This is a genomic window from Photorhabdus sp. RM322S (genome assembly GCF_042879395.1).
Taxonomy (GTDB): domain Bacteria; phylum Pseudomonadota; class Gammaproteobacteria; order Enterobacterales; family Enterobacteriaceae; genus Photorhabdus; species Photorhabdus khanii.
This window is the reverse complement of the sequence record NZ_JBHFKW010000004.1, coordinates 124,123-149,088: the sequence shown is the minus strand read 5'-3', so window position 1 is coordinate 149,088 and position 24,966 is coordinate 124,123. Positions and strand designations below refer to the sequence as shown.

Genomic DNA, 24,966 nt, shown 5'->3' with positions numbered 1-24,966 from the left:
AGTCTGAGTTATCTCAGTAGTATCATTTTAATATTTATAATCAATTATTCGGGATCTGACAATGAAGAAAATTTCTGTAATTTTAGGCACTCGTCCGGAAGCTATTAAATATGGACCGGTAATAAATGCATTGAAAAAAGATTTTCGTTTTAAAGTTATTGTGATTTCCACTGGTCAACACAAGGAAATGTTGGATGACGCTCTTGCTGTGTTTGATATCCGACCGGATTATAACTTGCAAGTGATGCAGCTTGGACAAACGTTGGCACAGATCACCTCCCGTATTACTGATGGTTTGGCGAAACTCCTGCCGAAAATATCCCCTGATGCTATTACTGTGCATGGAGATACTGGTACGACGTTGGCAGCTGCATTGTCCGGTTTCCATCATCATATCCCCAGTGATCCACATTGAAGCAGGGCTACGTAGCGGAAACATCAGTTCTCCTTTCCCCGAGGAAGGTAATAGGAAATTGGTAGCACAAATCGCCTCTTTGCATTTAGCACCAACACCTGGTAACGCAGCTAACCTAATCCGTGGAGGTATCAAGGAAGACCGTATTGTTATTACCGGTAATACAGTAATCGATGCATTGTATTGGGCAATTAAGAGAGAACAGTCTTGCCGACATGCTATCTTTGAAGATTTGCAACATGATACACGAAAGATTATTTTGGCTTCTGTTCATCGTCGTGAAGCATGGGAAAAAATTCCTGAAATTGCTAATGCAATTAAACAAATCGCCGCACGGCAAGCTGTACGGATTATAATTCCAATGCATAAAAATCCTGTTGTTTGTCAAACTCTTCAAAATATTCTGGCTAATATGATAAACGTTGATTTGATCGAACCGTTAAATTATCTGGATTTCTGTCAGTTGATGAGTCGTGCGGATATTATTCTTTCCGATAGTAGTGGAGCAGAAGAGGAAGGCCCAACACTTGGCAAACCTACATTGATATTGCGTTCATTGACCGAGAGGCCAGAAGCCATACATACTGGTTCAGCAATTTTGGTTGGTAATTCTGGTGATCTGATTATTCGACGCGTCAATCATATCTTGGATAATCTTGATGTGTTCAAAAGCGCTAATATTCAGACTAAACATTATGGAGATGGTCAAGCGACACAACGTGTTATTGGTGCTATTGCTAATTACTTCGGTCTTGGCCCAGCAGTTCAACCTTTTTATCACGGCTGTGAAATGGGACTAAATAGAATTTCATAATACCGATACAGTTGGTCTATTCGATTGATATCTGAAAAGGGCCACTCTGACGTCTGATGAACTGCTTTGTACTATGCATACCACAACCCTTGTTGTGTAAGGCGTTGGCAAGGTGTATCACTATTTTGAAAAGTTATTTAGATATATTTTCAGAGGGATTTTTAATCCTTTTGATTTGTCCAAATTTTGGACTAAAGGTATCTAACGGACTAGACTGGATAACGGAAAAACACTTGTGAAATAAATTCATAGGATTGGTATGGATATTAATCGCTTTAGAGAGTTAGAAGTATTCATATGTGTTGTTGAAAATGGCAGCTTTTCTGCGGCAGCTAGAACTTGTGGGATGACACCTTCAGCTATTAGTAAGTTGATATCTCGTTTGGAGTCGCGGCTTGGTTCTCGTTTGTTTAATCGTTCAACCCGGCAGTTGCAATTTACACTAGAAGGGCAGTTGTTTTATGAGCGTGGGGTAGGGATTCTTGCTGAACTGAACGAAGCTGAACGTAGTGTCAGTGAGTGTCATGTACCTCGGGGTCGTTTACGTGTGAATGCTAACGTCACGTTTGGCCATCATTTTCTCTTACCGTTGATCCCTATTTTTTCATCGCTATACCCTGATATTACACTTGATATTGTATTGACTGATACTGTGGTAGATATTCTTGGGCAGCGCTCAGATATCGCAGTGAGAGCCGGTCCACTTAAGGATTCAAGCCTAATAGCACGTAAACTTGGGCAGGCTAAAATGGTTATTGTTGGCTCTCCCCTTTATTTACAGAAAAGAGGAATACCACAACACCCTGATGATTTGGGAAACCATAATTTGCTAAGTGCAAACTATATGCGTTCGATCAATGGCTGGCCGTTTGTTGTTGATGGAGTACGCCGTCAAATAAGCACGAAAGGGACAATTCAGGCCAGTGATGGTGAGGCACTTCGTTATCTGGCCATTGAACACGGCGGATTAGCTCGGTTGGCAAAATTCAGAGTGAAGGATGATATTAATCGCAACAAATTATGCACAGTGTTGGATGAGTTTAACATGGATGATATGGAAGACATTCATGCTGTTTTTGTCGGGCATGGTGGTTATATGCCTTTACGTGTACGTGCTTTTTTAGACTTCCTTGTCGATAATGTCAATATTGATAGTAAATGAATACTTCATGGTTAGCTGTTTTCTAATTCTCGCGAGAAGAGCTACCGAAGAAAAACTCTCGTTTGGGTTTTGTAAGTAGAAGTTCCTTTTCAAGATACTGGCATAGGATTAAGAGGCGGAATACCACCTCTTAATTCGTCATTAATCGATGAAATTACTCATCCGGAAATTCAGCCATAAAACTTTCGGCTTTCTCTACCATTGATTTACTACCAACAAAGAAAGGCACGCGCTGATGCAGTTTGGATGGGATGATATCCAGAATGCGGTTGGCACCATCACTGGCTTTACCGCCGGCTTGTTCGGCCAAGAATGCCATTGGGTTACATTCATACAGCAAGCGCAATTTTCCTGATGGATGGCTGGCGGTGCTTGGGTAAATGTAGATTCCGCCTTTCAGCAGGTTGCGGTGGAAATCAGCAACCAACGAGCCGATATAACGTGTGGTGTAAGGACGCTGAGTCTCCTCATCCTGTTCCTGGCAATATTTAATGTATTTCTTCACTCCCATAGGGAATTTGATGTAATTCCCTTCGTTGATGGAATACATATTGCCTTTAGGGGGAAACTGGACTTTCTCATGAGAAAGACAGAATACGCCGAGTGAAGGATCATAAGTAAAGGCATGTACACCACAGCCAGTGGTATAAACCAACATAGTTGAAGAACCGTAGACAACATATCCGGCTGCGACTTGGCGGTTACCCGGTTGCAGGAAATCTTCTTCAGTGACGGGTTTGCCGATAGGTGTAATACGACGGTAGATAGAGAAGATAGTACCAACGGAAACGTTTACATCAATATTTGAAGAACCATCTAATGGGTCCATCAAAACAACATATTTTGCATTTTCAGCGCGGTCGCCTTCGAAAATAACGATGTCGTCTTCTTCCTCGGAAGCGATACCGGCAACTTCACCGCGTGCTTTCAATGCTGCTTTGAGTTTTTCATTAGCATACAGGTCCAGTTTCATCTGAACTTCGCCTTGGATATTGGACGCACCGCTGGTCCCTAAAATATCCACTAAACCGGCTTTGTTGATATCACGGTGAATGATTTTTGCTCCGAGCTTAATAGCGGAAAGCAATGCGGTGAGCTCACCCGTGGCATGAGAAAAATCTTGCTGCTTTTCGACGATGAATTCGCCTAATGTTTTCATGACGAAAGTCCTGAATGTGATTTGATAGTGGTTTTAGAATGTCCATTGCACTCTTACGCGGGCAGTTTAGCCAAAGAAAGGGATGATTCATAGGCTATTCCATTTCTTATCTTGCTTTTGATGGTTAGAATAGTGGCTAACTTCATGCTATGGAATGGGAAATCAATGCGTATTCATATTCTTGGTATCTGCGGTACTTTTATGGGTGGACTGGCAATTTTGGCACGTTCTCTCGGCCATGAGGTAACCGGCTCAGATACCAATGTTTATCCACCAATGAGTACCTTACTAGAAAAACATGGGATTAGCCTGATTCAGGGATATGATCCGGCACAATTGGATTCTGTGCCAGATATGGTCATCATCGGTAATGTCATGAGCCGTGGAAATCCTTGTGTAGAGGCTGTGCTGGAGCGTGGGCTCCCTTATACCTCTGGTCCTCAATGGCTGCATGATTATGTCTTGCCGGAGCGTTGGGTTCTGGCGGTTGCAGGGACGCATGGCAAAACAACAACCGCCGGCATGTTGGCTTGGATTCTGGAAGCTTGTGGCTATAAACCGGGTTTCTTGATCGGTGGTGTTCCTGGAAATTTTGAAACATCAGCTCAGATCGGAGAAAGCCCGTTTTTCGTGATAGAAGCCGATGAATATGATAGTGCTTTCTTTGATAAACGATCCAAGTTTGTGCATTACAGCCCACGTACGCTGGTTATGAATAATCTGGAATTTGATCATGGGGATATTTTTGGCGATCTGGCAGCTATTCAGAGACAGTTCCATCATCTTGTCAGGATCATTCCGGCTAGTGGCAAGATCTTTGTTCCGGATAACGATATTAACCTGAAGCATGTCTTGTCTATGGGTTGCTGGAGTGAATTGGAACTGGTGGGTGAAACTGGCCGCTGGCAGGCAAAAAAAATAAGTACAGACAGCAGTGATTATCGGGTGTCTTATGGTGGTGAAATTGTTGGAGAGGTGAACTGGTCACTGGTTGGTGAACATAATATGCGTAATGGGCTGATTGCGATCGCAGCTGCACATCATGTTGGCGTCCAGCCAGCCGATGCCTGCCGTGCTTTGAGTGATTTTATTAATGCTCGTCGTCGCCTTGAACTACGTGGTGAGCAGAATGGCATCACCGTTTATGATGATTTTGCGCATCACCCGACAGCAATTCTGGCAACATTGGAAGCTCTGCGCAGTAAGGTTGGCGGAACTGCCCGTATTATTACTGTGTTGGAACCGCGTTCAAATACTATGAGAATGGGCGTTAGTAAGAATGAGATCGCGCCAGCTTTGGGGCGTGCTGACAAAGTGTTCTTATTCCAGCCGGCTAATATTAAATGGCATGTATCAGAAATTGCAGATCGCTGTGTTCAGCCTGCGCATTGGAGTGCTGATATCGATTCACTGGTACATATGATTGTTGATAAGGCACAAAAGGGCGATCATATTTTGGTTATGAGTAATGGTGGGTTTGGTGGTATGCATGAAAAATTATTGTCTGAGCTGAATAAAAAAACTTATCAGTCCTGAGGATGGCGGCAGGAAAAATGAATCGCGCCATGCTGGCGCGATTCATTTAAAGTTCTTGTTCGAACAATTCAAGAATTTTTTCACGTAGCTGTTCTGCTGTGAAACCTCTGGCAAGTGTGATGAAGATGGTGTCGTCACCCGCGATACTGCCAAGTATGCCTTCTGCTTTACCAAGGGAGTCCAACAGGCGAGCAATAAGCTGAGCAGCACCAGGGCTTGTACGAATTACAACAATTGAATGGTTGTGATCAACATCCAGTACAAGGTTTTTTAGTGGACTAGTGGCAGTAGGGACGCCAAGCTCAGCAGGAAGGCAGTAGACCATTTCCATTTTGGCATTACGGGTGCGAACAGCACCAAATTTAGTCAGCATTCTGGAGACCTTGGATTGATTAATATTCTCAAAACCTTCTTCCAGCAAGGCGGTGACGATTTCTCCTTGAGAGCTAAATTTTTCTTCTTTCAGTAACGCCTTGAAAGCTTTTACTAACTCTTCCTGTTTAGAGGGAGTACGCATATTTCACCATATTCAATCAGCTATGAAGATTATATTATGCATATAAATGAATTTTTATGCAATAAAAATGATTTTATCACCATTTTAAAAGCATGAATTAGTCTTATGCTATATAGAAATTCACAAAATATGAATATGAGAATTTGCTTTTTTGGGCTGGTTATCATGTAATTATATTGTTAATCAAATGATGTTGTTTGGTGTTGTTGTTAGGTGTAAGGTATTTAGCGGGTTGTTTTATAAAATCATAAGGTAATTATCAAAATAGTGCCCATTATCTCATTAACAGATAAGCATTTTGCCTAGAATACGGCGACTTTTGCGTCCCACTATTAGAGCGTAAGTCCACAATTTGGCTGTTAACAGATTGTTTTCAAGAACGTAGTAATCTATGGTTTATAACCAGATGAATTCACAGCATTTTAAAGTATAAACGATTTAAGGAGTATCAGGATGAAAGTTGCAGTTCTCGGTGCAGCCGGTGGTATTGGTCAGGCGCTTGCTCTTCTACTAAAAACCCAGCTTCCTTCAGGTTCAGAACTCTCTTTATATGATATCGCTCCAGTGACACCTGGGGTGGCTGCTGATTTGAGCCACATCCCAACGGATGTGAGAATTAAGGGCTTTGCTGGTGAAGATGCAACGCCAGCGTTGGAAGGAGCGGACGTTGTATTGATTTCTGCGGGTGTTGCCCGTAAACCAGGTATGGATCGTTCAGATCTGTTTAATGTTAACGCGGGTATCGTTCGTAACCTGGTAGAACAAGTGGCTAAAACGTGTCCGAAGGCACTGATTGGGATTATTACTAACCCAGTCAACACAACTGTAGCTATTGCGGCCGAAGTGCTGAAAAAAGCGGGTGTATATGATAAAAACCGCCTGTTTGGTGTAACAACCCTGGATATTATCCGCTCCAATACTTTTGTTGCTGAATTGAAAGGTAAAAAACCGCAGGAAATCGAAGTGCCGGTTATCGGTGGTCACTCTGGTGTGACTATCCTGCCTCTGTTGTCCCAAATCCCTGATGTGAGTTTTACTGATGAAGAGTTAGCTGCCTTAACTAAACGTATTCAGAATGCAGGTACTGAAGTCGTTGAAGCTAAAGCTGGTGGTGGATCTGCAACTCTGTCTATGGGACAAGCTGCGGCTCGTCTGGGCCTTTCTTTGGTCCGTGGTTTACAAGGTGAAAGCAATGTTGTGGAATGTGCCTATGTTGAAGGTGATGGCAAATATGCGCGTTTTTTCGCTCAACCGATTCGTTTGGGTAAAAATGGCGTAGAAGAGCGTCTGGATATCGGCAAGTTGAGTGATTTTGAACAGAAATCATTGGAAGGCATGTTGGACGTATTGAGAAAAGATATAGAATTAGGTGAAAAATTCATTAATAACTAATTGGTATATTTTATAAATATAAAATATATACTTATGAAACAATAAAAACCGCTGGTATAACGAATTACCGGCGGTTTTTATTTAATGAAAATAATTCGTTAGCTAATTATTTATTTGTTCGCGTACTTTCCTTTCTAATAATTCTCCAGTATTTGGATCAAAATAACGACTAGGCCAAATCTCTGAAGGGTGTATTTCCAGATAATTCGCAATTATCCATTCTCCCTTTGGCCATGGGCGAGACAGTGCATTAGCGAGTGTAGATGAGCTCAGTCCCGCTTTGCGTGATACCTCAGCTAAGGTTGTTCCCCGCTTGCGTAAAGCTGCAATTATGTCGGCTGGATGCCAATCAGATTTCCTTGAAATCATTTTTAATCCTTTTTTTGTTAAATTTGATGCTATGTTAGTGGTATAAATAACAGGTCTGCATGAGAGCAATAACGAACTGAAACCTGTTATTGAGAAATAAAATAGCATTATTTTTCTAAAAATATTTCCAAATTTTTTCTTAAAAACTTCTTTTTTGAACTTGGTTACAAAAATAGAGAAACGTGATGAAAAAAGAGTGGTTTTCGGCCAAGGAATTGGTTGGCGTGGGTGAGTTACCTGGATCACCACAAGGGGTTAATGCCAGAGCAAAACGTGAGGAGTGGTTATGTCAGAAAAAGCAAGGGGTACAAGGCAAAGCAGTCGAATATCACTATTCCTGTTTTCCAGAGACGACCATTGCAGCGCTGGAGCTTCATGAATCATCTTCTGAGTATCAGGTGCAGAAACAAGATCCTTTATCGATTTGGGTTGGAGCTTTCCACCAGTTGTCAGAATCTGAGAAACAGGCTGTGACAGCCATGATTTTACGAGACGGTATCAGAAGTTTTTTGGAAAATATTTCTGTTATTTGACTCTTTTTTGGAAATTAAAAATGCCAATTAACTTGGCTTCTTCTTCATTATCCCGGTGCAAAGTGAGAAGAAAAGTATGAAAAAAGAATGGTACTCAGCTAAAGAGCTGGTTGGTATTGCCGGACTTCCTTCTTCGCCACAGGGAATAAATCTGATGGCAAGGCGGGAAGAATGGGAATATAGACGTAAACTGGGTGTTCAGGGCAAGGCTCTTGAATACCATATAAACAGTTTGCCTGAAGATGTACTTAATATGTTATCCGTAGGGGAAAACACGGTTGATTACGCGAACAAACGGCAGGACCCATTCTTAATCTGGGTTGAAGCTTACTATCAACTGACTAAAGTTGAGCGGGAAAAAATTGTGAAATTCATTCTTCGGGAAGGGTTGGCAAAACTTATTGGTTATATTGATGTTGGTGTTGAAGACGTAGAGAAAAACCTGGAGGCAGATTAACCCCAGGTTTTGCTGCTATTAATTAAGAGATACGTTGTACGGCGATATGTGCTAACCCCACAAGTGCTTGCTTGTATGGGGAGCTTCCCAGCACCTGTAAAGCAGCAATGGCTTTATCTGCTTCTTCTTCTGCTCGCTTACGGGTATATTCCAGCGAGCCGCACTGTTTCATTGTTGTCAGTACGGTTTCGAGTAAATGGCGGCCATTACCTTTTTCAATTGCTTCACGGATAAGTGCTGATTGTTCTGGACTACCATGATTCATAGCGTGCAGCAGTGGTAATGTTGGTTTACCTTCATTGAGGTCATCACCGGTGTTTTTGCCCAGAGTGTCGCTATCAGCATCATAGTCCAGCAAATCATCAATTAGCTGGAATGCAGTGCCTAAATAACGTCCGTAATCTTGTAAAGCAGCTTCTTGTTCTTGTGTCGCGTTGGAAAGAATCGCAGAAGAGTGGGCGGCGACTTCAAACAGCCGTGCTGTTTTACTGTAAATCACACGCATATAATCGTCTTCAGAGATATCTGGGTCATTGCAGTTCATTAACTGTAAAACCTCGCCTTCAGCGATAACATTAGTTGCTTCTGACATCAGTTTAAGAACCTGCATAGAGTTAAGTGTAGTCATCATCTGAAACGATCGGGTGTATATAAAATCACCAACCAGTACACTGGCTGCATTACCAAAAGTGGCATTGGCGGTGGCTTTGCCACGTCGCATATCCGATTCATCCACAACATCATCATGTAGCAAGGTCGCTGTGTGGATAAATTCAATTAAAGCAGCAACAGTAATATGCTTATCACCCTGACAACCTAATGCTCTGCCAGCGAGAATGGCAATGATTGGGCGGATGCGTTTTCCACCGCCACTGATTATGTAGTAGCCCAGTTGATTTATAAGAGTAACGTCAGAATTCAACTGACTAAGAATGGCTTCATTTACCGCTGCCATATCATCAGCGGTTAGCTTGATAATAGATTCTAAATTCATGTTTTTTCGGCTATAGGTTCTAATGCAGAGCAGTGTTCATATTAACATTATAATAGTTATCGCTGTGTCTTGATTGTACTCGAAAAACAGTTCAAATAAATGACAATTCAGAAACTATGTTTTTTTATCATCTGCTCTAATTCTGCTCTTGTCTTCTTAGGCTTTTTTGCGTAGAATTCGCGCCCTATTATGAATATTTATAGCGCGCTCTGGAATGATATTTAGGGGGCGTGCGGAAAGCGGAGTTTATATGTACGCGGTTTTCCAAAGTGGTGGTAAACAACACCGAGTCAGCGAAGGTCAAACAATTCGCCTGGAAAAGCTGGACATCGCAACAGGTGAAACTGTTGAGTTTGACCAGGTTCTGATGGTCGCTAATGGTGATGACATCAAAATCGGCGCTCCTGTAGTTGAAGGCGTTAAAGTCAAAGCTGAAGTGGTTGCTCATGGTCGCGGCGAGAAAATTAAAATCGTTAAGTTTCGTCGTCGTAAACACAGCCGTAAGCAGCAAGGCCACCGTCAGTGGTTCACTGATGTTAAAATCACTGGCATCGCTTAAGATTTAGGAGAGCAGATTAATGGCACACAAAAAGGCTGGCGGCTCAACTCGTAATGGCCGCGATTCTGAAAGTAAACGTCTGGGTGTAAAACGTTTTGGTGGCGAGTCTGTATTAGCAGGCAGCATCATTGTCCGTCAACGTGGTACTAAATTCCACGCTGGCAGCAACGTTGGTTGTGGTCGTGACCACACCCTGTTCGCATTAGCTGACGGGAAAGTTAAGTTCGAAGTTAAAGGCCCGAAAAACCGCAAATTTATCAGCATCGAAGCTGAATAAGTTTTTCGAGTTACAAACCGAATCAGAAGCCCCGCAATGTGTTGCGGGGCTTTTTATTATTCTGAATACGCCATCTCTGGGTAAAACAGCCGTCCAGCACTGTAATGGCTATCATACGGAGAAAAAATATGAAATTTGTAGATGAAGCCAGAATACTGGTTGTTGCGGGGGATGGTGGCAATGGTTGTGTCAGCTTCCGTCGTGAAAAATATATTCCGAAAGGTGGGCCAGACGGTGGGGACGGTGGAGACGGTGGAGATGTTTATCTGCTGGCAGATGAAAATCTCAACACACTGATTGACTATCGTTTTGAAAAGTCTTTTCGGGCGGAACGTGGACAAAATGGTCAGAGCCGTGATTGTACAGGTAAGCGTGGTCAGGATATTACGATTAAAGTGCCTGTTGGTACGCGTGTCCGTGATGTGGCAACCGGTGAAATTCTGGGCGACATGACTCGTCATGAACAGCGTCTGATGGTAGCGAAAGGTGGATTTCATGGACTGGGTAATACCCGCTTTAAATCTTCTGTTAACCGGGCTCCTCGTCAAAAAACAATGGGGACTTCAGGTGAAACCCGCGAATTGATGCTGGAACTGATGTTGTTGGCAGATGTTGGTATGCTGGGGATGCCAAATGCAGGGAAATCTACATTTATCCGTGCTGTTTCTGCTGCTAAACCAAAAGTTGCAGATTATCCATTCACAACTCTGGTACCCAGCTTGGGTGTTGTAAGGATGGATAACGAGCAGAGTTTCGTGGTCGCTGATATTCCGGGTCTTATTGAAGGTGCTTCCGACGGTGCTGGCTTGGGTATTCGTTTCTTGAAACATTTGGAACGTTGTCGGGTGCTGCTGCATTTAATTGATATCTGTCCTGTTGATGAATCAGATCCTGTCGAAAATGCCCGGATTATTGTCAATGAGTTACAGCAATACAGCGAAAAATTGGCAGAAAAACCACGTTGGTTGGTATTCAATAAAGTTGATCTGTTAGAGCCAGAAGAAGCCAAACAGCGTGCACAAGCTATTGCTGATGAATTAGGTTGGGAAGGCGATTTTTACATGATCTCAGCGATAAATCGTCTGGGTGTTAAAGAGCTTTGTTGGGATATTATGGAGTTTATGAAAACCAAACCTCGTAATATGAGTACAACAGAAGATGGCGCTCAACCTGAGAAAGTTGAATTCATGTGGGATGATTACCATAAAGAGCAACTAGAACAGGTTTCGGAAGCAGACGATGACTGGGATGACGATTGGGATGAAGATGACGACGAAGGTATTGAAGTAATTTATAAACGCTGATTCTTCTGTCTCTTTCATTGCAGTTAAGGGCGCCACCTATTTGTGGCGCCGATTTTATTAGTTTTGTTGATATAAATCTTTATATAGCCGACTTTCGAATCGCACCAGAGGAACCCGCCGGCTGCGGTGCTCTTTTGGCGGTACGGCATAAGCAGAAATAAACTGCACGAAGGCAACTCGCTGACCGCTAGCAGTGGTTATAAAGCCAGCCAGATTATACACTCCTTGCAGGGCACCGGTTTTAGCCGAAACTTTCCCGTTTACTCCTGCTTCATCCAATCCTCCCCGGTATCTTAGAGTACCGTCATGACCAGCTAATGGCAGCATGGAAATGAAATCTAATTCTTGATCATGTTGAGCAATAAATTGTAATACTTCCATCATGGTTGCTGGGGCAATCAGATTATGGCGGGATAATCCTGAGCCATCTACCATCACGGTATTTCCCAGATCGATACCTGCTTTTTGTTTCAATACTTGCCGTACCGCATCAGAGCCTGAACGCCAGGTTCCTGGTATATCAAAGAGCTGTCGGCCTATTGTCCTGAATACGGTATCCGCGATCATATTGTCAGATTTTTTCAGCATGACTTTCAGCAGATCATGTAATGGTGCGGATTGATTCTGAACCAAAATTTTACTCGGCTCAGTTGGTAAGCTTTGGCGTTTGAGGTTACCTGTGATTTCAATTCCAGCAATTTGCAGTTCGTTTTTGAGAATTGCCCCCGCATAGCTGGTTCCGTTCTGAATAGCGAAAGCCAGTGGCAACGGTTCACTGCGCTGAGTAAGGCATCCGGTAAGTGTAAAACGGTTGAGTTCTCCTGGAACGACATCTAATTCACAGTATTGGCTTTCAGGAGCGCCTTTTGCCAATGTTTTGACTTCACTGAACATATTCACTGGATAAAAGGATGCGACACGGATGAATGCAGTATCACCGGGACGTTCTGCGCTATATAGTGAAACGGAAAAACAATTTCGATCCACGATTGCGGCAGCAGGCGGCGCACTAAAACATTGGGTCATATCATTCCATACCCAACCGGGAGCCTTATCGTGGCTGGAAAAAGCGGAAACATCTATTAAAAGATCACCGTCAATTTTTTTCACGCCGGCTTGATTCAAAACTGTAACCATATTGCGAAGTTGTTGGCGGGTCAGCGTTGGATCTCCGACAAAACGAGCGATCAAATTCCCTTTTAAAATACCGTTTGAAATTTTGCCATTACTTTCCAATGTGGTGATAAAGCGATAGTCTTTTCCCAGTTGTAATAATGCTGCAAGCGCGGTGACAACTTTCAGAGTGCTTGCTGGCAGAGCCATTTGCTGCCCGTGATAATCAATTAACGGGGTATTGGCACCAACTTTCTGAGCGATTAACGCAAGATTAGTGCCATCAGGCAGATATTGCGTATATTCCTCAACAGATGTGGCGTTTGCGTTGGGGGTAGTCAAGTACAGACAGACAACGCAAACTAATTTGCTGGCAATTTTAAAGAAGGACATAAATTTCGCATATGGATGTGGACATGCCACAATACTAAGGCGCAACGTGGGGGAAAGTAAACGATGACCCATCATCAAGTCTACGTTAGAATGATATATTAATATGTAGAATATGACTGTGAACTCTGGGTAGCCCGGTGGTTCACATTATTGTTTATTGTCTGGAAGCCCGCCCGACAAGGCGTGCTCATTGTGCTGTTATCTGAAAACATCAGGATGATGCTTGTTTTTTGCTCAGGAAAGATTTAGAGGATTAATAAATGAAACAGATTCCAATGACGGTACGTGGCGCGGATAAGTTGCGCGAAGAGTTAGATTATCTAAAGAACGTACGCCGTCCAAAAATTATTTCAGACATTGCTGAAGCGCGTGAACATGGTGATCTGAAAGAAAACGCTGAGTATCATGCAGCCCGTGAACAGCAAGGTTTCTGCGAAGGCCGTATTCAGGAAATCGAAGCTAAGCTTTCTAATGCACAAGTGATTGATGTCACAAAAATGCCCAAAACTGGGCGCGTTATTTTTGGCGCTACAGTGACAGCTTTGAATATAAATACGGATGAAGAGCAGACTTACCGGATTGTGGGTGATGATGAAGCTGATATTAAAGAAAATTTAATCTCAGTGAATTCACCGATTGCCCGTGGTCTGATTGGTAAAGAAGCTGATGACGTTGTTATTATCAAAACACCAGGCGGTGAAGTTGAATATGAAATCCTGAAAGTTGAATATATGTAAACTTCAGAATCAGCCTGTTGCTATTGATTCCTATTAGGTAAAGCTACATAAAAAACCTAGAGAAGGTAAAAAAGGCCGGATATGGCCTTTTTTACCATAATCATGCGCATGGCATTTTTATATAAATGTGGTTTGATTATTTAGGTAAAATAATTCTGCGTTCTTCCGATTGGCGGTAAAGAACCAGTATTTTTCCGATAATTTGCACATTATATGCACCAGTTTCGCGGACAATTGCATCGGCGATCAAATTTTTGATTTCACGATCTTCGCCTGCGATTTTGACTTTGATAAGCTCATGGTGTGCCAGCGTTTGTTCAATTTCAGCCAACACGCCCTCAGTCAAACCGTTGTTACCAATCATGACGACAGGTTTTAACGGATGAGCTAAACTTTTCAGGTGTTGCACTTGTTTTTTGTTAAGAGTCATTGTTTTTTTGCTTAGTTAGGATTGAAAACGGGACATTCTACCGCCATCTCATATCTATCACCATAAATAGTGTGTTGTGGTTTTGGTGTGCGGAGCAATAGATATCTGGCTCTTTATTAGTATAGTTGGAAAGGACAATGGCCAATAAAAAACGTTCGGCAAGCTCCAGCCGCTGGTTACAAGAACACTTTAGTGATAAATATGTTCTTCAGGCACAGAAAAAAGGGCTTCGCTCTCGCGCTTGGTTTAAACTTGATGAAATTCAACAAAGTGACAAAATTTTTAAGCCCGGCATGACCGTTGTCGATTTAGGCGCCGCCCCTGGTGGATGGTCTCAGTATGCAGTGAGTCAAATTAATGAGAATGGGCGGGTGATTGCCTGTGATCTTTTACCGATGGATCCAATTGTCGGAGTCGATTTCCTTCAGGGCGATTTTCGTGATGAACTTGTATTGAAAACATTGCTTGAGCGAGTTGGTGATAACAAAGTCCAGGTTGTCATGTCGGATATGGCACCCAATATGAGCGGAACACCTGCGGTCGATATTCCTCGATCCATGTATCTGGTTGAATTGGCGTTGGATATGTGTCGTGATGTGCTGGCCCCCGGGGGGAGTTTCATTGTCAAAGTGTTTCAGGGAGAGGGCTTTGATGAATACCTGAGGGAAATTCGCTCCCTGTTTACGAACGTGAAAATTCGTAAGCCAGACGCTTCGCGGGCACGATCGCGTGAAGTATACATTGTAGCGACAGGGCGGAAACTATAGTACCCTGAATGCTATTTGTTAACACAGTTGTAATATGAGGTTAATCCCTTGAGTGACATGGCGAAAAACCTGATTCTCTGGTTAGTTATCGCAGTTGTGCTGATGTCGTTATTCCAGAGTTTTGGTCCCAGCGATTCCAATAGTCGTAGGGTGGATTACTCTACCTTCATCAATGAGTTAGCCCAGGATCAGGTGCGCGAAGTTCGTATCACAGGTCGTGAAATTAATGTTAGTAAGAAAGATAACAGCAGATACACCACTTACCTACCAATACAGGATGAAAAACTACTTGATACGTTACTGAATAAGAACGTGAAAGTGGTTGGTGAACCGCCGGAAGAACCCAGCCTGCTAACTTCTATTTTCATTTCCTGGTTCCCGATGTTATTGCTTATCGGAGTCTGGATTTTCTTTATGCGCCAGATGCAGGGCGGTGGCGGTAAAGGGGCAATGTCTTTTGGTAAAAGCAAAGCTCGTATGCTGACAGAAGATCAGATTAAAACCACTTTTGCTGATGTTGCTGGTTGTGACGAAGCGAAAGAAGAAGTCGGTGAACTGGTGGAATATCTGCGTGAGCCAGGCCGTTTCCAGAAATTGGGTGGAAAAATCCCAAAAGGCATTCTGATGGTCGGGCCTCCAGGTACTGGTAAGACTTTGCTGGCAAAAGCAATTGCCGGTGAGGCAAAAGTGCCATTCTTTACTATTTCCGGCTCTGACTTTGTTGAAATGTTTGTCGGCGTTGGTGCATCCCGTGTTCGTGATATGTTCGAACAGGCGAAGAAAGCGGCACCTTGTATCATTTTTATTGATGAGATTGATGCAGTAGGCCGTCAGCGTGGTGCCGGTTTGGGTGGTGGTCACGATGAACGTGAGCAGACTTTGAACCAGATGCTGGTTGAGATGGATGGCTTTGAAGGTAACGAAGGTATTATCGTCATTGCCGCAACTAACCGCCCTGACGTACTTGATCCGGCGTTACTGCGCCCTGGGCGTTTTGACCGCCAGGTTGTTGTCGGTCTGCCAGACGTACGTGGTCGTGAGCAGATTCTGAAAGTTCATATGCGCCGGGTTCCTCTGGATACTGATGTCGATGCTTCTGTCATTGCGCGCGGTACTCCGGGATTCTCTGGTGCTGATCTGGCGAATTTGGTGAATGAAGCTGCTTTGTTTGCTGCCCGTGGCAACAGACGTGTGGTTTCTATGGTTGAATTCGAAAAAGCGAAAGACAAAATCATGATGGGTGCGGAGCGCCGTTCCATGGTGATGACGGAAGAGCAAAAAGAATCAACTGCTTATCATGAAGCAGGCCATGCCATTATTGGTCGTTTGGTTCCTGAGCATGATCCTGTTCATAAAGTTACCATTATTCCTCGTGGTCGCGCTTTGGGTGTGACTTTCTTCCTGCCGGAAGGGGATCAGATCAGTGCTAGCCGCCAGAAGCTGGAAAGCCAGATTTCAACCTTATATGGAGGCCGTCTGGCAGAAGAGATTATTTATGGTCCAGACAGTGTTTCTACTGGTGCATCTAACGATATCAAGGTTGCAACATCGATTGCTCGTAACATGGTAACGCAGTGGGGTTTCTCGGAAAAACTCGGCCCATTGCTTTATGCGGAGGAAGAAGGGGAAGTGTTCCTCGGGCGTTCAGTTGCGAAAGCTAAACATATGTCTGATGAAACTGCTCGTCTTATCGATCAGGAAGTTAAGGCAATTATTGACCATAACTATCAACGTACCCGTCATATTCTGATGGATAACCTTGATATCCTGCATTCGATGAAAGATGCATTGATGAAGTACGAAACTATTGATGCACCTCAGATCGATGACTTAATGAATCGTACGAATGTGCGCCCGCCGGCAGGATGGGAAAATGGTAACGGTAGCAACAATAACAGCCGACCAGCAAGTAATACGTCACCTCCACAGCCTGCAAAACCAACTGATGATATCAATACGTCGGTACAAGATGGTGAACAATCAGGAAATAAAGATCAGTAATTGTTCCTTAGCCCGATAGATATATGTATTAAACCCCAGGCAAGCCCTGGGGTTTTGATATTAAAGGTAGACCAACATGAAACTCATAGTTAGAGATAATGTTCTCGATCTCTCCCGCCCGCAAGTAATGGGTATTTTGAATGTTACTCCAGATTCATTTTCAGATGGCGGCATTCATAATACTCTGGATATGGCCTTACGGCATGCTGAAAAAATGGTTATTGAAGGCGCTGCAATCATTGATGTCGGTGGAGAATCTACCCGTCCCGGTGCCGATGAGGTCAGTGAACAGGAAGAAGTAGATCGGGTTGTTCCGGTTATTGAAGCTTTAGTTCAACGATTTAATATTTGGATTTCTGTTGATACCTCAAAAGCATTGGTTATGAGTGAATCGGCAAAAGCTGGTGCTCATTTGATTAACGATATTCGTTCATTGCAAGAGTCTGGTGCTTTGGAAAGTGCTGCTCAATCTGGCTTGCCTGTTTGTTTGATGCATATGAAAGGTCAGCCGAGGACTATGCAGGATGCTCCATATTATGAAAATTTGTTGGGTGAAATGAAACAATTTTTTACTGAGCAAATTGAACGTTGTATGGCTGCAGGGATAGCAAAAGATAAACTTATTCTTGATCCGGGCTTCGGTTTTGGCAAAGATTTGACGCATAATTATCAGTTACTGGCGCATTTAAACGAACTTCATCAATTTGGTTTGCCTGTGTTGGCAGGAATGTCACGTAAGTCCATGATAGGTCAACTGCTTTATGTCCCACCACAAGAAAGGGTTGCCGGTAGTGTGGCCTGCGCTGTTATTGCCGCTATGCAAGGAGCACAAATTATCCGGGTACATGACGTTAAAGAGACCGTTCAGGCAATGCGAATTGTTGAAGAAACACTTTCAGTAAAGGAAGAAAAGAAATTATGAGTAACCGCAAATACTTTGGTACTGATGGCATCCGTGGCAAAGTGGGCGATAGCCCAATCACGCCGGATTTTGTGTTAAAGCTCGGTTGGGCTGCGGGTAAGGTACTGGCCCGTCATGGTTCTCGTAAGATAATTATCGGTAAGGATACTCGCATTTCTGGCTATATGCTGGAGTCTTCTTTAGAAGCAGGTTTGGCAGCGGCTGGTTTGTCTGCTTCATTTACTGGTCCTATGCCAACACCAGCTGTTGCTTATCTGACCCGTACTTTCCGTGCTGAAGCTGGAATTGTTATTTCTGCTTCTCATAATCCTTATTATGATAATGGTATTAAATTCTTCTCTATTGACGGGAAGAAATTGCCGGATGATGTGGAAGAAGCGATTGAAGCTGAAATGGAAAAACCACTGACTTGCGTGGAATCCGCAGAGTTAGGACGTGCAAACCGTATTGTTGATGCGGCTGGTCGTTATATTGAGTTCTGTAAAGGTACATTTCCAAGCGAACAAAGTCTCAATGGGTTGAAAATTGTTCTTGACTGCGCTAACGGTGCGACTTATCACATTGCTCCAAATGTACTCAGAGAGCTAGGGGCTAATGTTGTGACGATTGGCTGTGAGCCGAACGGGATTAATATCAACGAAAAATGTGGTGCTACCGATGTTCGGTTGTTGCAGCAACGTGTTGTAGAAGAGAAAGCCGATGTTGGCTTGGCATTCGATGGTGATGGTGACCGCGTGATTATGGTTGACCACTTGGGGCAGAAAGTTGATGGCGATCAGATCCTTTATATTATTGCCCGCGAAGCCTTGAGACAGGGGCAACTGCGTGGTGGTGTTGTGGGTACGCTGATGAGTAATATGGGATTGGAGTTGGCATTGAAGCAGCTTGGTATCCCATTCTTGCGTGCTAAGGTGGGTGACCGTTATGTGCTGGAAAAATTGCAGGAAGAGGGCTGGCGTTTAGGTGCTGAAAATTCCGGTCATGTTATCCTGCTTGATAAAACAACTACAGGTGATGGTATTGTTGCTGGCCTTCAGATACTGAGTGCAATGGTGCGTAACCATATGAGCCTGCATGATTTATGCAGTGGTATGAAACTTTTGCCGCAGGTGCTGGTAAATGTTCGTTTTTCTGGTTCACACGATCCACTTCAATCAGAAAATGTAATCAGTGTCGCCAAATCTGTTGAAGCTGAATTAAATGGCCGTGGACGGGTATTGTTACGCAAATCAGGCACTGAGCCATTGATTCGTGTCATGGTGGAAGGTGAAGATAATGTTCAGGTAACGGCTTTGGCGCATCGCATTGCTGATGCAGTGAAACACGCTGGTTAATTTGTTGTTTTTTTCCTCAAGTGATTCTGATTATTGAAATTAACCTTGCGTATCAGATGTTGTTTGGTTAGTATTCACACCCACTCAACAGGCGATTAATCTGTTTGGGTGGGTGATGCGGTATAAGGTAACCACGTAAATCGTGGTAAACCCCACGAGGATACAGGTACAACATATGTATGAAGCTCTTTTAGTTGTTTTCTTGCTGGTCGCTATCGGGCTGATTGCCTTGGTTATGCTACAGCAGGGTAAAGGTGCTGATATGGGTGCTTCCTTTGGTGCGGGTGCGTCTGCAACACTATTTGGTTCATCGGGTTCTGGTAACTTTATGACCCGTATGACTGCGCTTTTTGCCACTCTGTTTTTTATTATTAGTTTGGTGCTTGGGAACATGACCAGTAACCAAACGGGTATAGGCAGTAAGTGGGAGAATATTGGTGAACCGGCTAAAGTCGAGAAGTCCACAGAAATCCCGGCAATGCCAGCAGCACCGAATAGTGACATTCCGCAATAATCGTCACGAAAAAGAATTAAGATAAGGTTATTGGTTAAGTAGATAGCCTTATGTCAGTGCCGAGGTGGTGAAATTGGTAGACACGCTACCTTGAGGTGGTAGTGCCCACACTAGGGCTTACGGGTTCAAGTCCCGTCCTCGGTACCATTATTTAGATAGCTTGCGTTTTGGCAGTTATCAGCGTAATATTTGCCACGTTTTCGAACGCGGGATGGAGCAGCATGGTAGCTCGTCGGGCTCATAACCCGAAGGTCGTCGGTTCAAATCCGGCTCCCGCAACCACTTCTTAATAAGATGTACCTTTTTCGAATGAAATAATTCAGCAATATTTAACGTATTGATCCTGATTTGAAAGGTGCGCGAAGTGAGTGGTTTAAGTCACTGGCAGCAAATAGGGTCCAGTTGCATGAAGCCCCGAATTTCGGGGTTTTTTGTTATTTGACAACAGAACTACTGGGCTAATGAGCCCTTTTTTTATGTCTTGGGGGTGGGTTTGTCCACATTAGAACAAAAATTAACAGCGATGATTTCAGCACCAGTTGAAGCGTTAGGCTTTGAATTAGTCGGCCTGGAGTTTATTCGTGCGCGTGTTTCTACACTGCGGATCTATATTGATAGTGAGAATGGTATCACTGTTGATGATTGTGCTGATGTTAGCCACCAGGTCAGTGCGGTATTGGATGTCGAAGATCCTATCTCGGTACTTTATAACCTGGAAATTTCTTCACCTGGCCTAGAACGTCCATTGTTCACTGCTGAACATTACCAGCGTTTTATTGGTGAAGAAGTCAGTCTGGTTTTACGTATAGCAATGCAAAACCGTCGGAAATGGCTGGGTATTATCAAAACTGTCGACGGCGAAATGATCACGGTTACGGTGGATGGAAAAGATGAAGTGTTCGCACTGAGCAACATCCAGAAAGCGAACCTGGTACCCCACTTTTAAAGTTCGGATGAGGCAACTAGGATGAATAAAGAAATTCTGGCTGTTGTGGAAGCGGTTTCTAATGAAAAATCCCTTCCACGCGAAAAGATCTTCGAGGCGCTGGAAACAGCACTGGCCACAGCCACCAAGAAAAAATATGAACAAGATATTGATGTTCGTGTCAGTATAGATCGTAAATCTGGCGATTTTGACACCTTTCGCCGTTGGTTAGTTGTTGAAGAAGTGACTCAGCCGACTCGTGAAATTACGTTGGAAGCGGCGAGATTCGAAGAGCCTGAAATTGATTTGGGTGGTTATACCGAAGATCAAATTGAATCAGTCACATTTGACCGGATTACAACGCAGACTGCTAAACAGGTTATCGTACAGAAAGTACGTGAAGCTGAACGCGCCATGGTTGTTGACCAGTTTCGCGAACAACAAGGTGAGATCATCACCAGTGTTGTTAAAAAAGTAAATCGTGAAAATATCACTCTTGATCTGGGCAATAATGCTGAAGCAGTTATCCTTCGCGAAGACATGTTACCGAGGGAAAATTTCCGCCCAGGTGACCGCGTGCGTGGTGTACTGTATGATGTTCGCCCTGAAGCACGAGGTGCGCAACTGTTTGTCAGCCGTTCCCGTCCGGAAATGCTGGTTGAACTGTTCCGTATTGAGGTTCCGGAAATTGGTGAGGAGCTTATCGAGATTAAAGCTGCTGCCCGTGATCCGGGGTCCCGCGCTAAAATCGCAGTAAAAACTAATGATAAGCGTATCGATCCGGTTGGTGCTTGTGTTGGTATGCGTGGCGCGCGAGTACAGGCCGTTTCCAGTGAACTGGGCGGTGAACGAATTGATATCGTATTGTGGGATGATAACCCAGCTCAATTCGTAATTAATGCTATGGCTCCGGCTGATGTTGCATCCATTGTTGTTGACGAAGACAAATGCACGATGGATGTTGCCGTTGAAAGCAACAACTTGGCTCAGGCTATCGGCCGTAATGGTCAAAATGTTCGTCTGGCTGCGCAGTTGCTGAAAAAACACCGTGGTGATGACAAATGGGAATTAAATGTCATGACTGCTGAGGAGCTGCAAGCAAAACATCAGGCGGAAGCTCACGCTTCTATTGATACATTCACTAAGCATCTCGATATTGATGAAGGGTTTGCTACTGTTCTGGTCGAAGAAGGTTTCTCAACTCTGGAAGAACTGGCTTATGTGCCAATTAAGGAGCTGCTGGAAATTGACGGCCTTGATGAGGAAACTATCGAAGTCCTGCGTGAACGTGCAAAAGCTGCTTTAACTACTTTGGAACTGGCTCAGAAAGAGAGTCTCAGTGATAAGCAACCAACTGAAGAGTTGTTAAATCTGACTGGTATGAACCGCACTCTGGCATTTGACCTGGCTGCCCGTGGCATCTGTACGCTGGAAGATCTTGCCGAGCAGGGTATCGACGACCTATCGGATATTGAAGGTTTGAGTGATGAGCAAGCAGGAGAGTTCATCATGGCGGCTCGCAATATCTGTTGGTTTGGTGATGATGCGTAATAAACTGTAGCAGGAAGGAACAGCATGACAGATGTAACCGTAAAATCACTGGCAGAAGAGATCCAGACTTCGGTTGATCGCCTGGTACAGCAATTTGCTGATGCAGGGATTAAAAAAACCGAAGCTGATTTTGTCTCCCAGAAAGAAAAAGAAGCTTTACTGGCGCATTTGAACCGTGAACAAGGCGGTTCAGCTGGTAAACCAGATAAATTAACATTACAGCGTAAAACACGTAGTACATTGAGTGTTTCAGGCACCGATGGAAAAAGCAAACCGGTAGCCGTCGAGGTCCGCAAAAAGCGCACATATGTAAACCGCGATGCCGTTGAACAGGTTAAAGCGGAAGAACAGGCGAAGCGTGAAGCGGAAGAGCAAGCACGGCGCGAAGCAGAAGAAAAAACGCAACGCGAAGCCGAAGCAGCAGCGAAGAAACTCGCTGAAGAGCAGGCTAAACGTGAGGCAGAAGAAATAGCCAAACGTGAGGCAGCTGAAAAAGCTAAGCGCCAGGCAGCGGAAAATGAAAAAGTGACCAATCAACATACCGAACATAAACAAAAACCAGCTCAAAATGAGAAAGCGCGTCGAGAAGCAGAAGCTGCTGATCTTAAGCGCAAAGCCGAAGAAGAAATGCGCCGTAAGGTAGAAGAGGAAGCTAAACGCGTTGCTGAAGAGGCTCGCCGTATGGCTGAGGAGAATCAGGATAAATGGTCAAATGATTCAGATTCCAGCGATAATAATGAAGATTATCATGTCACTACCTCTCGCCACGCCCGTGCTGCGGAAGACGAAAATGATGCTAAAGTTGAAGGTGATCGCCGTGCTCGTAGCCGCAGTGGTAAAACTACTCGTCAGAAGAAAAATAATAAACATTCTGAATCCAAAGCGGATCGTGAAGAAGCCCGTGCAGTTGGCCGTACAAAAGGTAAACAACGTAAAACCAGTACATTGCAACAGAGCTTCAATAAGCCTGTAGCCGCAGTTAACCGTGATGTTGTAATTGGTGAAACTATTACTGTTGCTGAGCTGGCTAATAAGATGGCGGTTAAAGGCTCCCAAGTCATTAAGGCCATGATGAAAATGGGCGCAATGGCAACCATCAACCAGGTGATTGATCAGGAAACTGCACAGCTGGTTGCTGAAGAAATGGGTCATAAAGTCATCCTGCGTCGTGAGAACGAACTGGAAGAAGCGCTGATGAGTGACCGCGATACCGGTGAAGCTGTAGCCGAATCTCGTGCGCCGGTTGTTACTATCATGGGTCACGTTGACCACGGTAAAACTTCTCTGCTGGATTACATTCGTTCTACTAAGGTGGCTTCTGGTGAGGCGGGTGGTATTACCCAGCATATCGGTGCTTACCATGTTGAAACTGAAAGTGGCATGATTACCTTCCTGGATACTCCAGGACACGCTGCATTTACTTCAATGCGTGCGCGTGGGGCGAAAGCTACTGACATCGTGGTTCTGGTTGTTGCTGCCGATGATGGCGTAATGCCCCAGACTATCGAAGCTATCCAGCACGCAAAAGCAGCGAATGTTCCTGTGGTTGTTGCAGTTAACAAAATCGATAAACCAGAAGCCGATCCGGATCGCGTGAAAACTGAGCTTTCGCAGCACGGCGTTCAGCCTGAAGAGTGGGGTGGTGAAACTCAGTTTATCAATGTGTCTGCTAAAGCTGGTATCGGAATTGATGAACTACTGGACGCAATCTTGCTACAGGCTGAAGTCCTTGAACTGAATGCTGTCTATTCTGGTATGGCAAGCGGCGTTGTTATCGAATCGTTCCTAGATAAAGGTCGTGGTCCGGTTGCGACAGTACTGGTTCAGGAAGGTACTTTGAACAAAGGCGATATCGTACTTTGTGGCTTTGAATATGGCCGCGTTCGTGCGATGCGTGACGAACTGGGTCGTGAAGTGTTTTCCGCAGGCCCATCTATTCCAGTGGAAATCCTTGGCCTGTCCAACGTGCCGGCAGCGGGTGATGAAGCAACGGTTGTACGTGACGAGAAGAAAGCCCGTGAAGTGGCTCTGTATCGTCAGGGTAAATTCCGTGAAGTCAAACTGGCTCGTCAGCAGAAATCTAAACTGGAAAACATGTTTGCTAATATGGAAGAAGGTGAAGTTTCTGAACTGAATATCGTTCTGAAATCTGACGTTCAAGGGTCATGTGAAGCAATCCGTGAAGCACTGGAACAACTGTCTACCAATGAAGTGAAGGTGAAAATCATTGGCTCTGGTGTAGGTGGTATTACTGAAACTGACGCTACATTGGCTGCTGCTTCTAATGCAATTATTCTGGGTTTCAACGTTCGTGCCGATGCTTCTGCACGCCGTGTCGTTGAAAATGAAAGCCTGGATCTGCGTTATTACTCCGTTATCTATAGCCTGATTGATGAAGTTAAACAGGCAATGAGTGGTATGCTGGCACCTGAATATAAACAGCAGATCATGGGCCTTGCAGAAGTTCGTGATGTGTTTAAGTCACCGAAATTCGGTGCGATTGCAGGTTGTATGGTGACTGAAGGGACCATTAAGCGAAATAACCCAATCCGTGTACTGCGTGATAACGTAGTGATTTACGAAGGTGAGCTGGAATCCCTGCGCCGCTTTAAAGATGACGTTAACGAAGTCCGTAATGGTATGGAATGTGGTATCGGCGTTAAGAACTACAACGATGTTCGCGTCGGAGATATGATAGAAGTATTTGAAATTATTGAAATTAAACGTTCTATCGCTTAATTCCTACCGCTGGTTAATTTCATTGTTGGGGGGCTTATGCCCCCCAAATGTC

25 protein-coding genes and 2 tRNA genes are annotated in these 24,966 nt (G+C 44.1%); 21 read left to right on the top strand and 6 right to left on the bottom strand.

From position 1 onward, the window contains the following. Window positions 1-61: 61 nt before the first annotated feature. The 3 genes from ACGF63_RS04065 (at window position 62) to ACGF63_RS04055 (ending at window position 2,391) form a co-directional block, all read left to right on the top strand. Window positions 62-415 carry a UDP-N-acetylglucosamine 2-epimerase gene (locus ACGF63_RS04065; protein WP_203448962.1) on the top strand — a complete coding sequence of 118 codons (354 nt, stop codon included), beginning with the start codon at window positions 62-64 and terminating at the stop codon, window positions 413-415. Further along, complete coding sequence (wecB, locus tag ACGF63_RS04060; RefSeq protein WP_203448961.1) at window positions 342-1,229, top strand: non-hydrolyzing UDP-N-acetylglucosamine 2-epimerase; 888 nt, start codon at window positions 342-344, stop codon at window positions 1,227-1,229. The genes ACGF63_RS04065 and wecB overlap by 74 nt, the downstream gene beginning before the upstream one ends. A gap of 259 nt (window positions 1,230-1,488) precedes the next feature. After that, entirely contained in the window at window positions 1,489-2,391 is a 903-nt protein-coding gene (locus tag ACGF63_RS04055) for a LysR substrate-binding domain-containing protein (RefSeq protein ID WP_387628952.1), read from the top strand. A 154-nt stretch (window positions 2,392-2,545) separates the two neighbouring features. Here ACGF63_RS04055 and fbp read toward each other — a convergent pair whose 3' ends face one another. Beyond that, window positions 2,546-3,550 carry a class 1 fructose-bisphosphatase gene (gene fbp / locus ACGF63_RS04050; RefSeq protein WP_036844091.1) on the bottom strand — a complete coding sequence of 335 codons (1,005 nt, stop codon included), beginning with the start codon at window positions 3,548-3,550 and terminating at the stop codon, window positions 2,546-2,548. 165 nt (window positions 3,551-3,715) lie between these two features. Between fbp and mpl the strand changes: the two genes are divergently transcribed. After that, window positions 3,716-5,086, top strand: coding sequence for a UDP-N-acetylmuramate:L-alanyl-gamma-D-glutamyl-meso-diaminopimelate ligase (mpl, locus tag ACGF63_RS04045; RefSeq protein ID WP_152963408.1), 1,371 nt, complete (start codon window positions 3,716-3,718; stop codon window positions 5,084-5,086). 46 nt (window positions 5,087-5,132) lie between these two features. Here the strand turns inward: mpl and argR are convergent, their stop codons facing one another. Then, entirely contained in the window at window positions 5,133-5,603 is a 471-nt protein-coding gene (gene argR / locus ACGF63_RS04040; RefSeq protein ID WP_021323292.1) for a transcriptional regulator ArgR, read from the bottom strand. Window positions 5,604-6,056: 453 nt separating this feature from the next. On the opposite strand from argR, the gene mdh reads away from it, so the two are divergent. Next, a complete protein-coding gene (gene mdh / locus ACGF63_RS04035) occupies window positions 6,057-6,995 on the top strand; it encodes a malate dehydrogenase (RefSeq protein ID WP_152963407.1) in 939 nt (312 codons plus the stop codon). Window positions 6,996-7,097: 102 nt separating this feature from the next. On the opposite strand, the gene ACGF63_RS04030 is transcribed toward mdh, so the two are convergent. Next, window positions 7,098-7,364 (bottom strand): helix-turn-helix transcriptional regulator, encoded by a 267-nt coding sequence (locus ACGF63_RS04030; RefSeq protein WP_036844088.1) that lies wholly within the window; start codon window positions 7,362-7,364, stop codon window positions 7,098-7,100. A gap of 224 nt (window positions 7,365-7,588) precedes the next feature. Here ACGF63_RS04030 and ACGF63_RS04025 point away from each other — a divergent pair, with 224 nt between their 5' ends. Together ACGF63_RS04025 and ACGF63_RS04020 are read left to right on the top strand one after the other, a co-directional pair. Beyond that, a complete protein-coding gene (locus tag ACGF63_RS04025; protein WP_274534097.1) occupies window positions 7,589-7,897 on the top strand; it encodes a DNA-binding protein in 309 nt (102 codons plus the stop codon). Window positions 7,898-7,973: 76 nt separating this feature from the next. Continuing rightward, window positions 7,974-8,354 carry a DNA-binding protein gene (locus tag ACGF63_RS04020; RefSeq protein WP_036844086.1) on the top strand — a complete coding sequence of 127 codons (381 nt, stop codon included), beginning with the start codon at window positions 7,974-7,976 and terminating at the stop codon, window positions 8,352-8,354. 22 nt (window positions 8,355-8,376) lie between these two features. Here the strand turns inward: ACGF63_RS04020 and ispB are convergent, their stop codons facing one another. Next, entirely contained in the window at window positions 8,377-9,348 is a 972-nt protein-coding gene (gene ispB / locus ACGF63_RS04015) for an octaprenyl diphosphate synthase (protein WP_036844085.1), read from the bottom strand. A 250-nt stretch (window positions 9,349-9,598) separates the two neighbouring features. Between ispB and rplU the strand changes: the two genes are divergently transcribed. From rplU to cgtA, 3 genes are all read left to right on the top strand, one after another. Next, a complete protein-coding gene (gene rplU, locus ACGF63_RS04010) occupies window positions 9,599-9,907 on the top strand; it encodes a 50S ribosomal protein L21 (protein WP_015836119.1) in 309 nt (102 codons plus the stop codon). 19 nt (window positions 9,908-9,926) lie between these two features. Next, window positions 9,927-10,184 (top strand): 50S ribosomal protein L27, encoded by a 258-nt coding sequence (gene rpmA / locus ACGF63_RS04005; protein WP_015836118.1) that lies wholly within the window; start codon window positions 9,927-9,929, stop codon window positions 10,182-10,184. A gap of 128 nt (window positions 10,185-10,312) precedes the next feature. Next, on the top strand, window positions 10,313-11,488 hold the full coding sequence (gene cgtA / locus ACGF63_RS04000) for an Obg family GTPase CgtA (protein ID WP_036844083.1): 1,176 nt from the start codon (window positions 10,313-10,315) through the stop codon (window positions 11,486-11,488). Between the two features lie 57 nt (window positions 11,489-11,545). Here the strand turns inward: cgtA and dacB are convergent, their stop codons facing one another. Continuing rightward, window positions 11,546-12,994, bottom strand: coding sequence for a serine-type D-Ala-D-Ala carboxypeptidase (dacB, locus tag ACGF63_RS03995; RefSeq protein WP_387628945.1), 1,449 nt, complete (start codon window positions 12,992-12,994; stop codon window positions 11,546-11,548). A gap of 260 nt (window positions 12,995-13,254) precedes the next feature. Between dacB and greA the strand changes: the two genes are divergently transcribed. Continuing rightward, on the top strand, window positions 13,255-13,731 hold the full coding sequence (gene greA, locus ACGF63_RS03990; RefSeq protein WP_387628942.1) for a transcription elongation factor GreA: 477 nt from the start codon (window positions 13,255-13,257) through the stop codon (window positions 13,729-13,731). Window positions 13,732-13,867: 136 nt separating this feature from the next. Here the strand turns inward: greA and yhbY are convergent, their stop codons facing one another. Further along, entirely contained in the window at window positions 13,868-14,161 is a 294-nt protein-coding gene (gene yhbY, locus ACGF63_RS03985) for a ribosome assembly RNA-binding protein YhbY (protein ID WP_021323300.1), read from the bottom strand. Between the two features lie 137 nt (window positions 14,162-14,298). Here yhbY and rlmE point away from each other — a divergent pair, with 137 nt between their 5' ends. The 10 genes from rlmE to infB all read left to right on the top strand — a co-directional run bounded on the left by rlmE (window position 14,299) and on the right by infB (window position 24,914). Continuing rightward, window positions 14,299-14,928, top strand: a complete 630-nt coding sequence (gene rlmE, locus ACGF63_RS03980) for a 23S rRNA (uridine(2552)-2'-O)-methyltransferase RlmE (protein ID WP_015836112.1) — start codon at window positions 14,299-14,301, stop codon at window positions 14,926-14,928. Window positions 14,929-14,985: 57 nt separating this feature from the next. Next, the gene (gene ftsH / locus ACGF63_RS03975) at window positions 14,986-16,929 is read left to right on the top strand and encodes an ATP-dependent zinc metalloprotease FtsH (RefSeq protein WP_110742802.1); all 1,944 of its coding nucleotides are present in this window, start codon (window positions 14,986-14,988) and stop codon (window positions 16,927-16,929) included. Window positions 16,930-17,005: 76 nt separating this feature from the next. Beyond that, window positions 17,006-17,851: a dihydropteroate synthase gene (folP, locus tag ACGF63_RS03970; protein WP_387628940.1), complete on the top strand. Its 846-nt coding sequence runs from the start codon at window positions 17,006-17,008 to the stop codon at window positions 17,849-17,851. Continuing rightward, window positions 17,848-19,185 (top strand): phosphoglucosamine mutase, encoded by a 1,338-nt coding sequence (gene glmM, locus ACGF63_RS03965; protein WP_036844078.1) that lies wholly within the window; start codon window positions 17,848-17,850, stop codon window positions 19,183-19,185. The genes folP and glmM overlap by 4 nt, the downstream gene beginning before the upstream one ends. Window positions 19,186-19,360: 175 nt before the next feature. Then, window positions 19,361-19,699, top strand: a complete 339-nt coding sequence (gene secG / locus ACGF63_RS03960) for a preprotein translocase subunit SecG (RefSeq protein ID WP_036844077.1) — start codon at window positions 19,361-19,363, stop codon at window positions 19,697-19,699. A gap of 58 nt (window positions 19,700-19,757) precedes the next feature. After that, window positions 19,758-19,846, top strand: a tRNA-Leu gene (locus tag ACGF63_RS03955). A gap of 58 nt (window positions 19,847-19,904) precedes the next feature. Then, window positions 19,905-19,981, top strand: a tRNA-Met gene (locus ACGF63_RS03950). A 211-nt stretch (window positions 19,982-20,192) separates the two neighbouring features. Next, complete coding sequence (gene rimP / locus ACGF63_RS03945) at window positions 20,193-20,645, top strand: ribosome maturation factor RimP (RefSeq protein WP_023043415.1); 453 nt, start codon at window positions 20,193-20,195, stop codon at window positions 20,643-20,645. A gap of 21 nt (window positions 20,646-20,666) precedes the next feature. Next, entirely contained in the window at window positions 20,667-22,175 is a 1,509-nt protein-coding gene (nusA, locus tag ACGF63_RS03940; RefSeq protein WP_036844076.1) for a transcription termination factor NusA, read from the top strand. A gap of 24 nt (window positions 22,176-22,199) precedes the next feature. Next, window positions 22,200-24,914, top strand: a complete 2,715-nt coding sequence (gene infB, locus ACGF63_RS03935; RefSeq protein ID WP_036844075.1) for a translation initiation factor IF-2 — start codon at window positions 22,200-22,202, stop codon at window positions 24,912-24,914. Window positions 24,915-24,966: the final 52 nt, after the last annotated feature.

Excerpts from the sequence above, each read along its gene's own strand:
- ACGF63_RS04065 (WP_203448962.1), top strand. The coding sequence starts at position 62 with ATGAAGAAAATTTCTGTAATTTTAGGCACTCGTCCGGAAGCTATTAAA.
- wecB (WP_203448961.1), top strand. The coding sequence starts at position 342 with ATGGAGATACTGGTACGACGTTGGCAGCTGCATTGTCCGGTTTCCATC.
- ACGF63_RS04055 (WP_387628952.1), top strand. The coding sequence starts at position 1,489 with ATGGATATTAATCGCTTTAGAGAGTTAGAAGTATTCATATGTGTTGTT.
- fbp (WP_036844091.1), bottom strand. The coding sequence starts at position 3,550 with ATGAAAACATTAGGCGAATTCATCGTCGAAAAGCAGCAAGATTTTTCT.
- mpl (WP_152963408.1), top strand. The coding sequence starts at position 3,716 with ATGCGTATTCATATTCTTGGTATCTGCGGTACTTTTATGGGTGGACTG.
- argR (WP_021323292.1), bottom strand. The coding sequence starts at position 5,603 with ATGCGTACTCCCTCTAAACAGGAAGAGTTAGTAAAAGCTTTCAAGGCG.
- mdh (WP_152963407.1), top strand. The coding sequence starts at position 6,057 with ATGAAAGTTGCAGTTCTCGGTGCAGCCGGTGGTATTGGTCAGGCGCTT.
- ACGF63_RS04030 (WP_036844088.1), bottom strand. The coding sequence starts at position 7,364 with ATGATTTCAAGGAAATCTGATTGGCATCCAGCCGACATAATTGCAGCT.
- ACGF63_RS04020 (WP_036844086.1), top strand. The coding sequence starts at position 7,974 with ATGAAAAAAGAATGGTACTCAGCTAAAGAGCTGGTTGGTATTGCCGGA.
- ispB (WP_036844085.1), bottom strand. The coding sequence starts at position 9,348 with ATGAATTTAGAATCTATTATCAAGCTAACCGCTGATGATATGGCAGCG.
- rplU (WP_015836119.1), top strand. The coding sequence starts at position 9,599 with ATGTACGCGGTTTTCCAAAGTGGTGGTAAACAACACCGAGTCAGCGAA.
- rpmA (WP_015836118.1), top strand. The coding sequence starts at position 9,927 with ATGGCACACAAAAAGGCTGGCGGCTCAACTCGTAATGGCCGCGATTCT.
- cgtA (WP_036844083.1), top strand. The coding sequence starts at position 10,313 with ATGAAATTTGTAGATGAAGCCAGAATACTGGTTGTTGCGGGGGATGGT.
- dacB (WP_387628945.1), bottom strand. The coding sequence starts at position 12,994 with ATGTCCTTCTTTAAAATTGCCAGCAAATTAGTTTGCGTTGTCTGTCTG.
- greA (WP_387628942.1), top strand. The coding sequence starts at position 13,255 with ATGAAACAGATTCCAATGACGGTACGTGGCGCGGATAAGTTGCGCGAA.
- yhbY (WP_021323300.1), bottom strand. The coding sequence starts at position 14,161 with ATGACTCTTAACAAAAAACAAGTGCAACACCTGAAAAGTTTAGCTCAT.
- rlmE (WP_015836112.1), top strand. The coding sequence starts at position 14,299 with ATGGCCAATAAAAAACGTTCGGCAAGCTCCAGCCGCTGGTTACAAGAA.
- ftsH (WP_110742802.1), top strand. The coding sequence starts at position 14,986 with ATGGCGAAAAACCTGATTCTCTGGTTAGTTATCGCAGTTGTGCTGATG.
- folP (WP_387628940.1), top strand. The coding sequence starts at position 17,006 with ATGAAACTCATAGTTAGAGATAATGTTCTCGATCTCTCCCGCCCGCAA.
- glmM (WP_036844078.1), top strand. The coding sequence starts at position 17,848 with ATGAGTAACCGCAAATACTTTGGTACTGATGGCATCCGTGGCAAAGTG.
- secG (WP_036844077.1), top strand. The coding sequence starts at position 19,361 with ATGTATGAAGCTCTTTTAGTTGTTTTCTTGCTGGTCGCTATCGGGCTG.
- nusA (WP_036844076.1), top strand. The coding sequence starts at position 20,667 with ATGAATAAAGAAATTCTGGCTGTTGTGGAAGCGGTTTCTAATGAAAAA.
- infB (WP_036844075.1), top strand. The coding sequence starts at position 22,200 with ATGACAGATGTAACCGTAAAATCACTGGCAGAAGAGATCCAGACTTCG.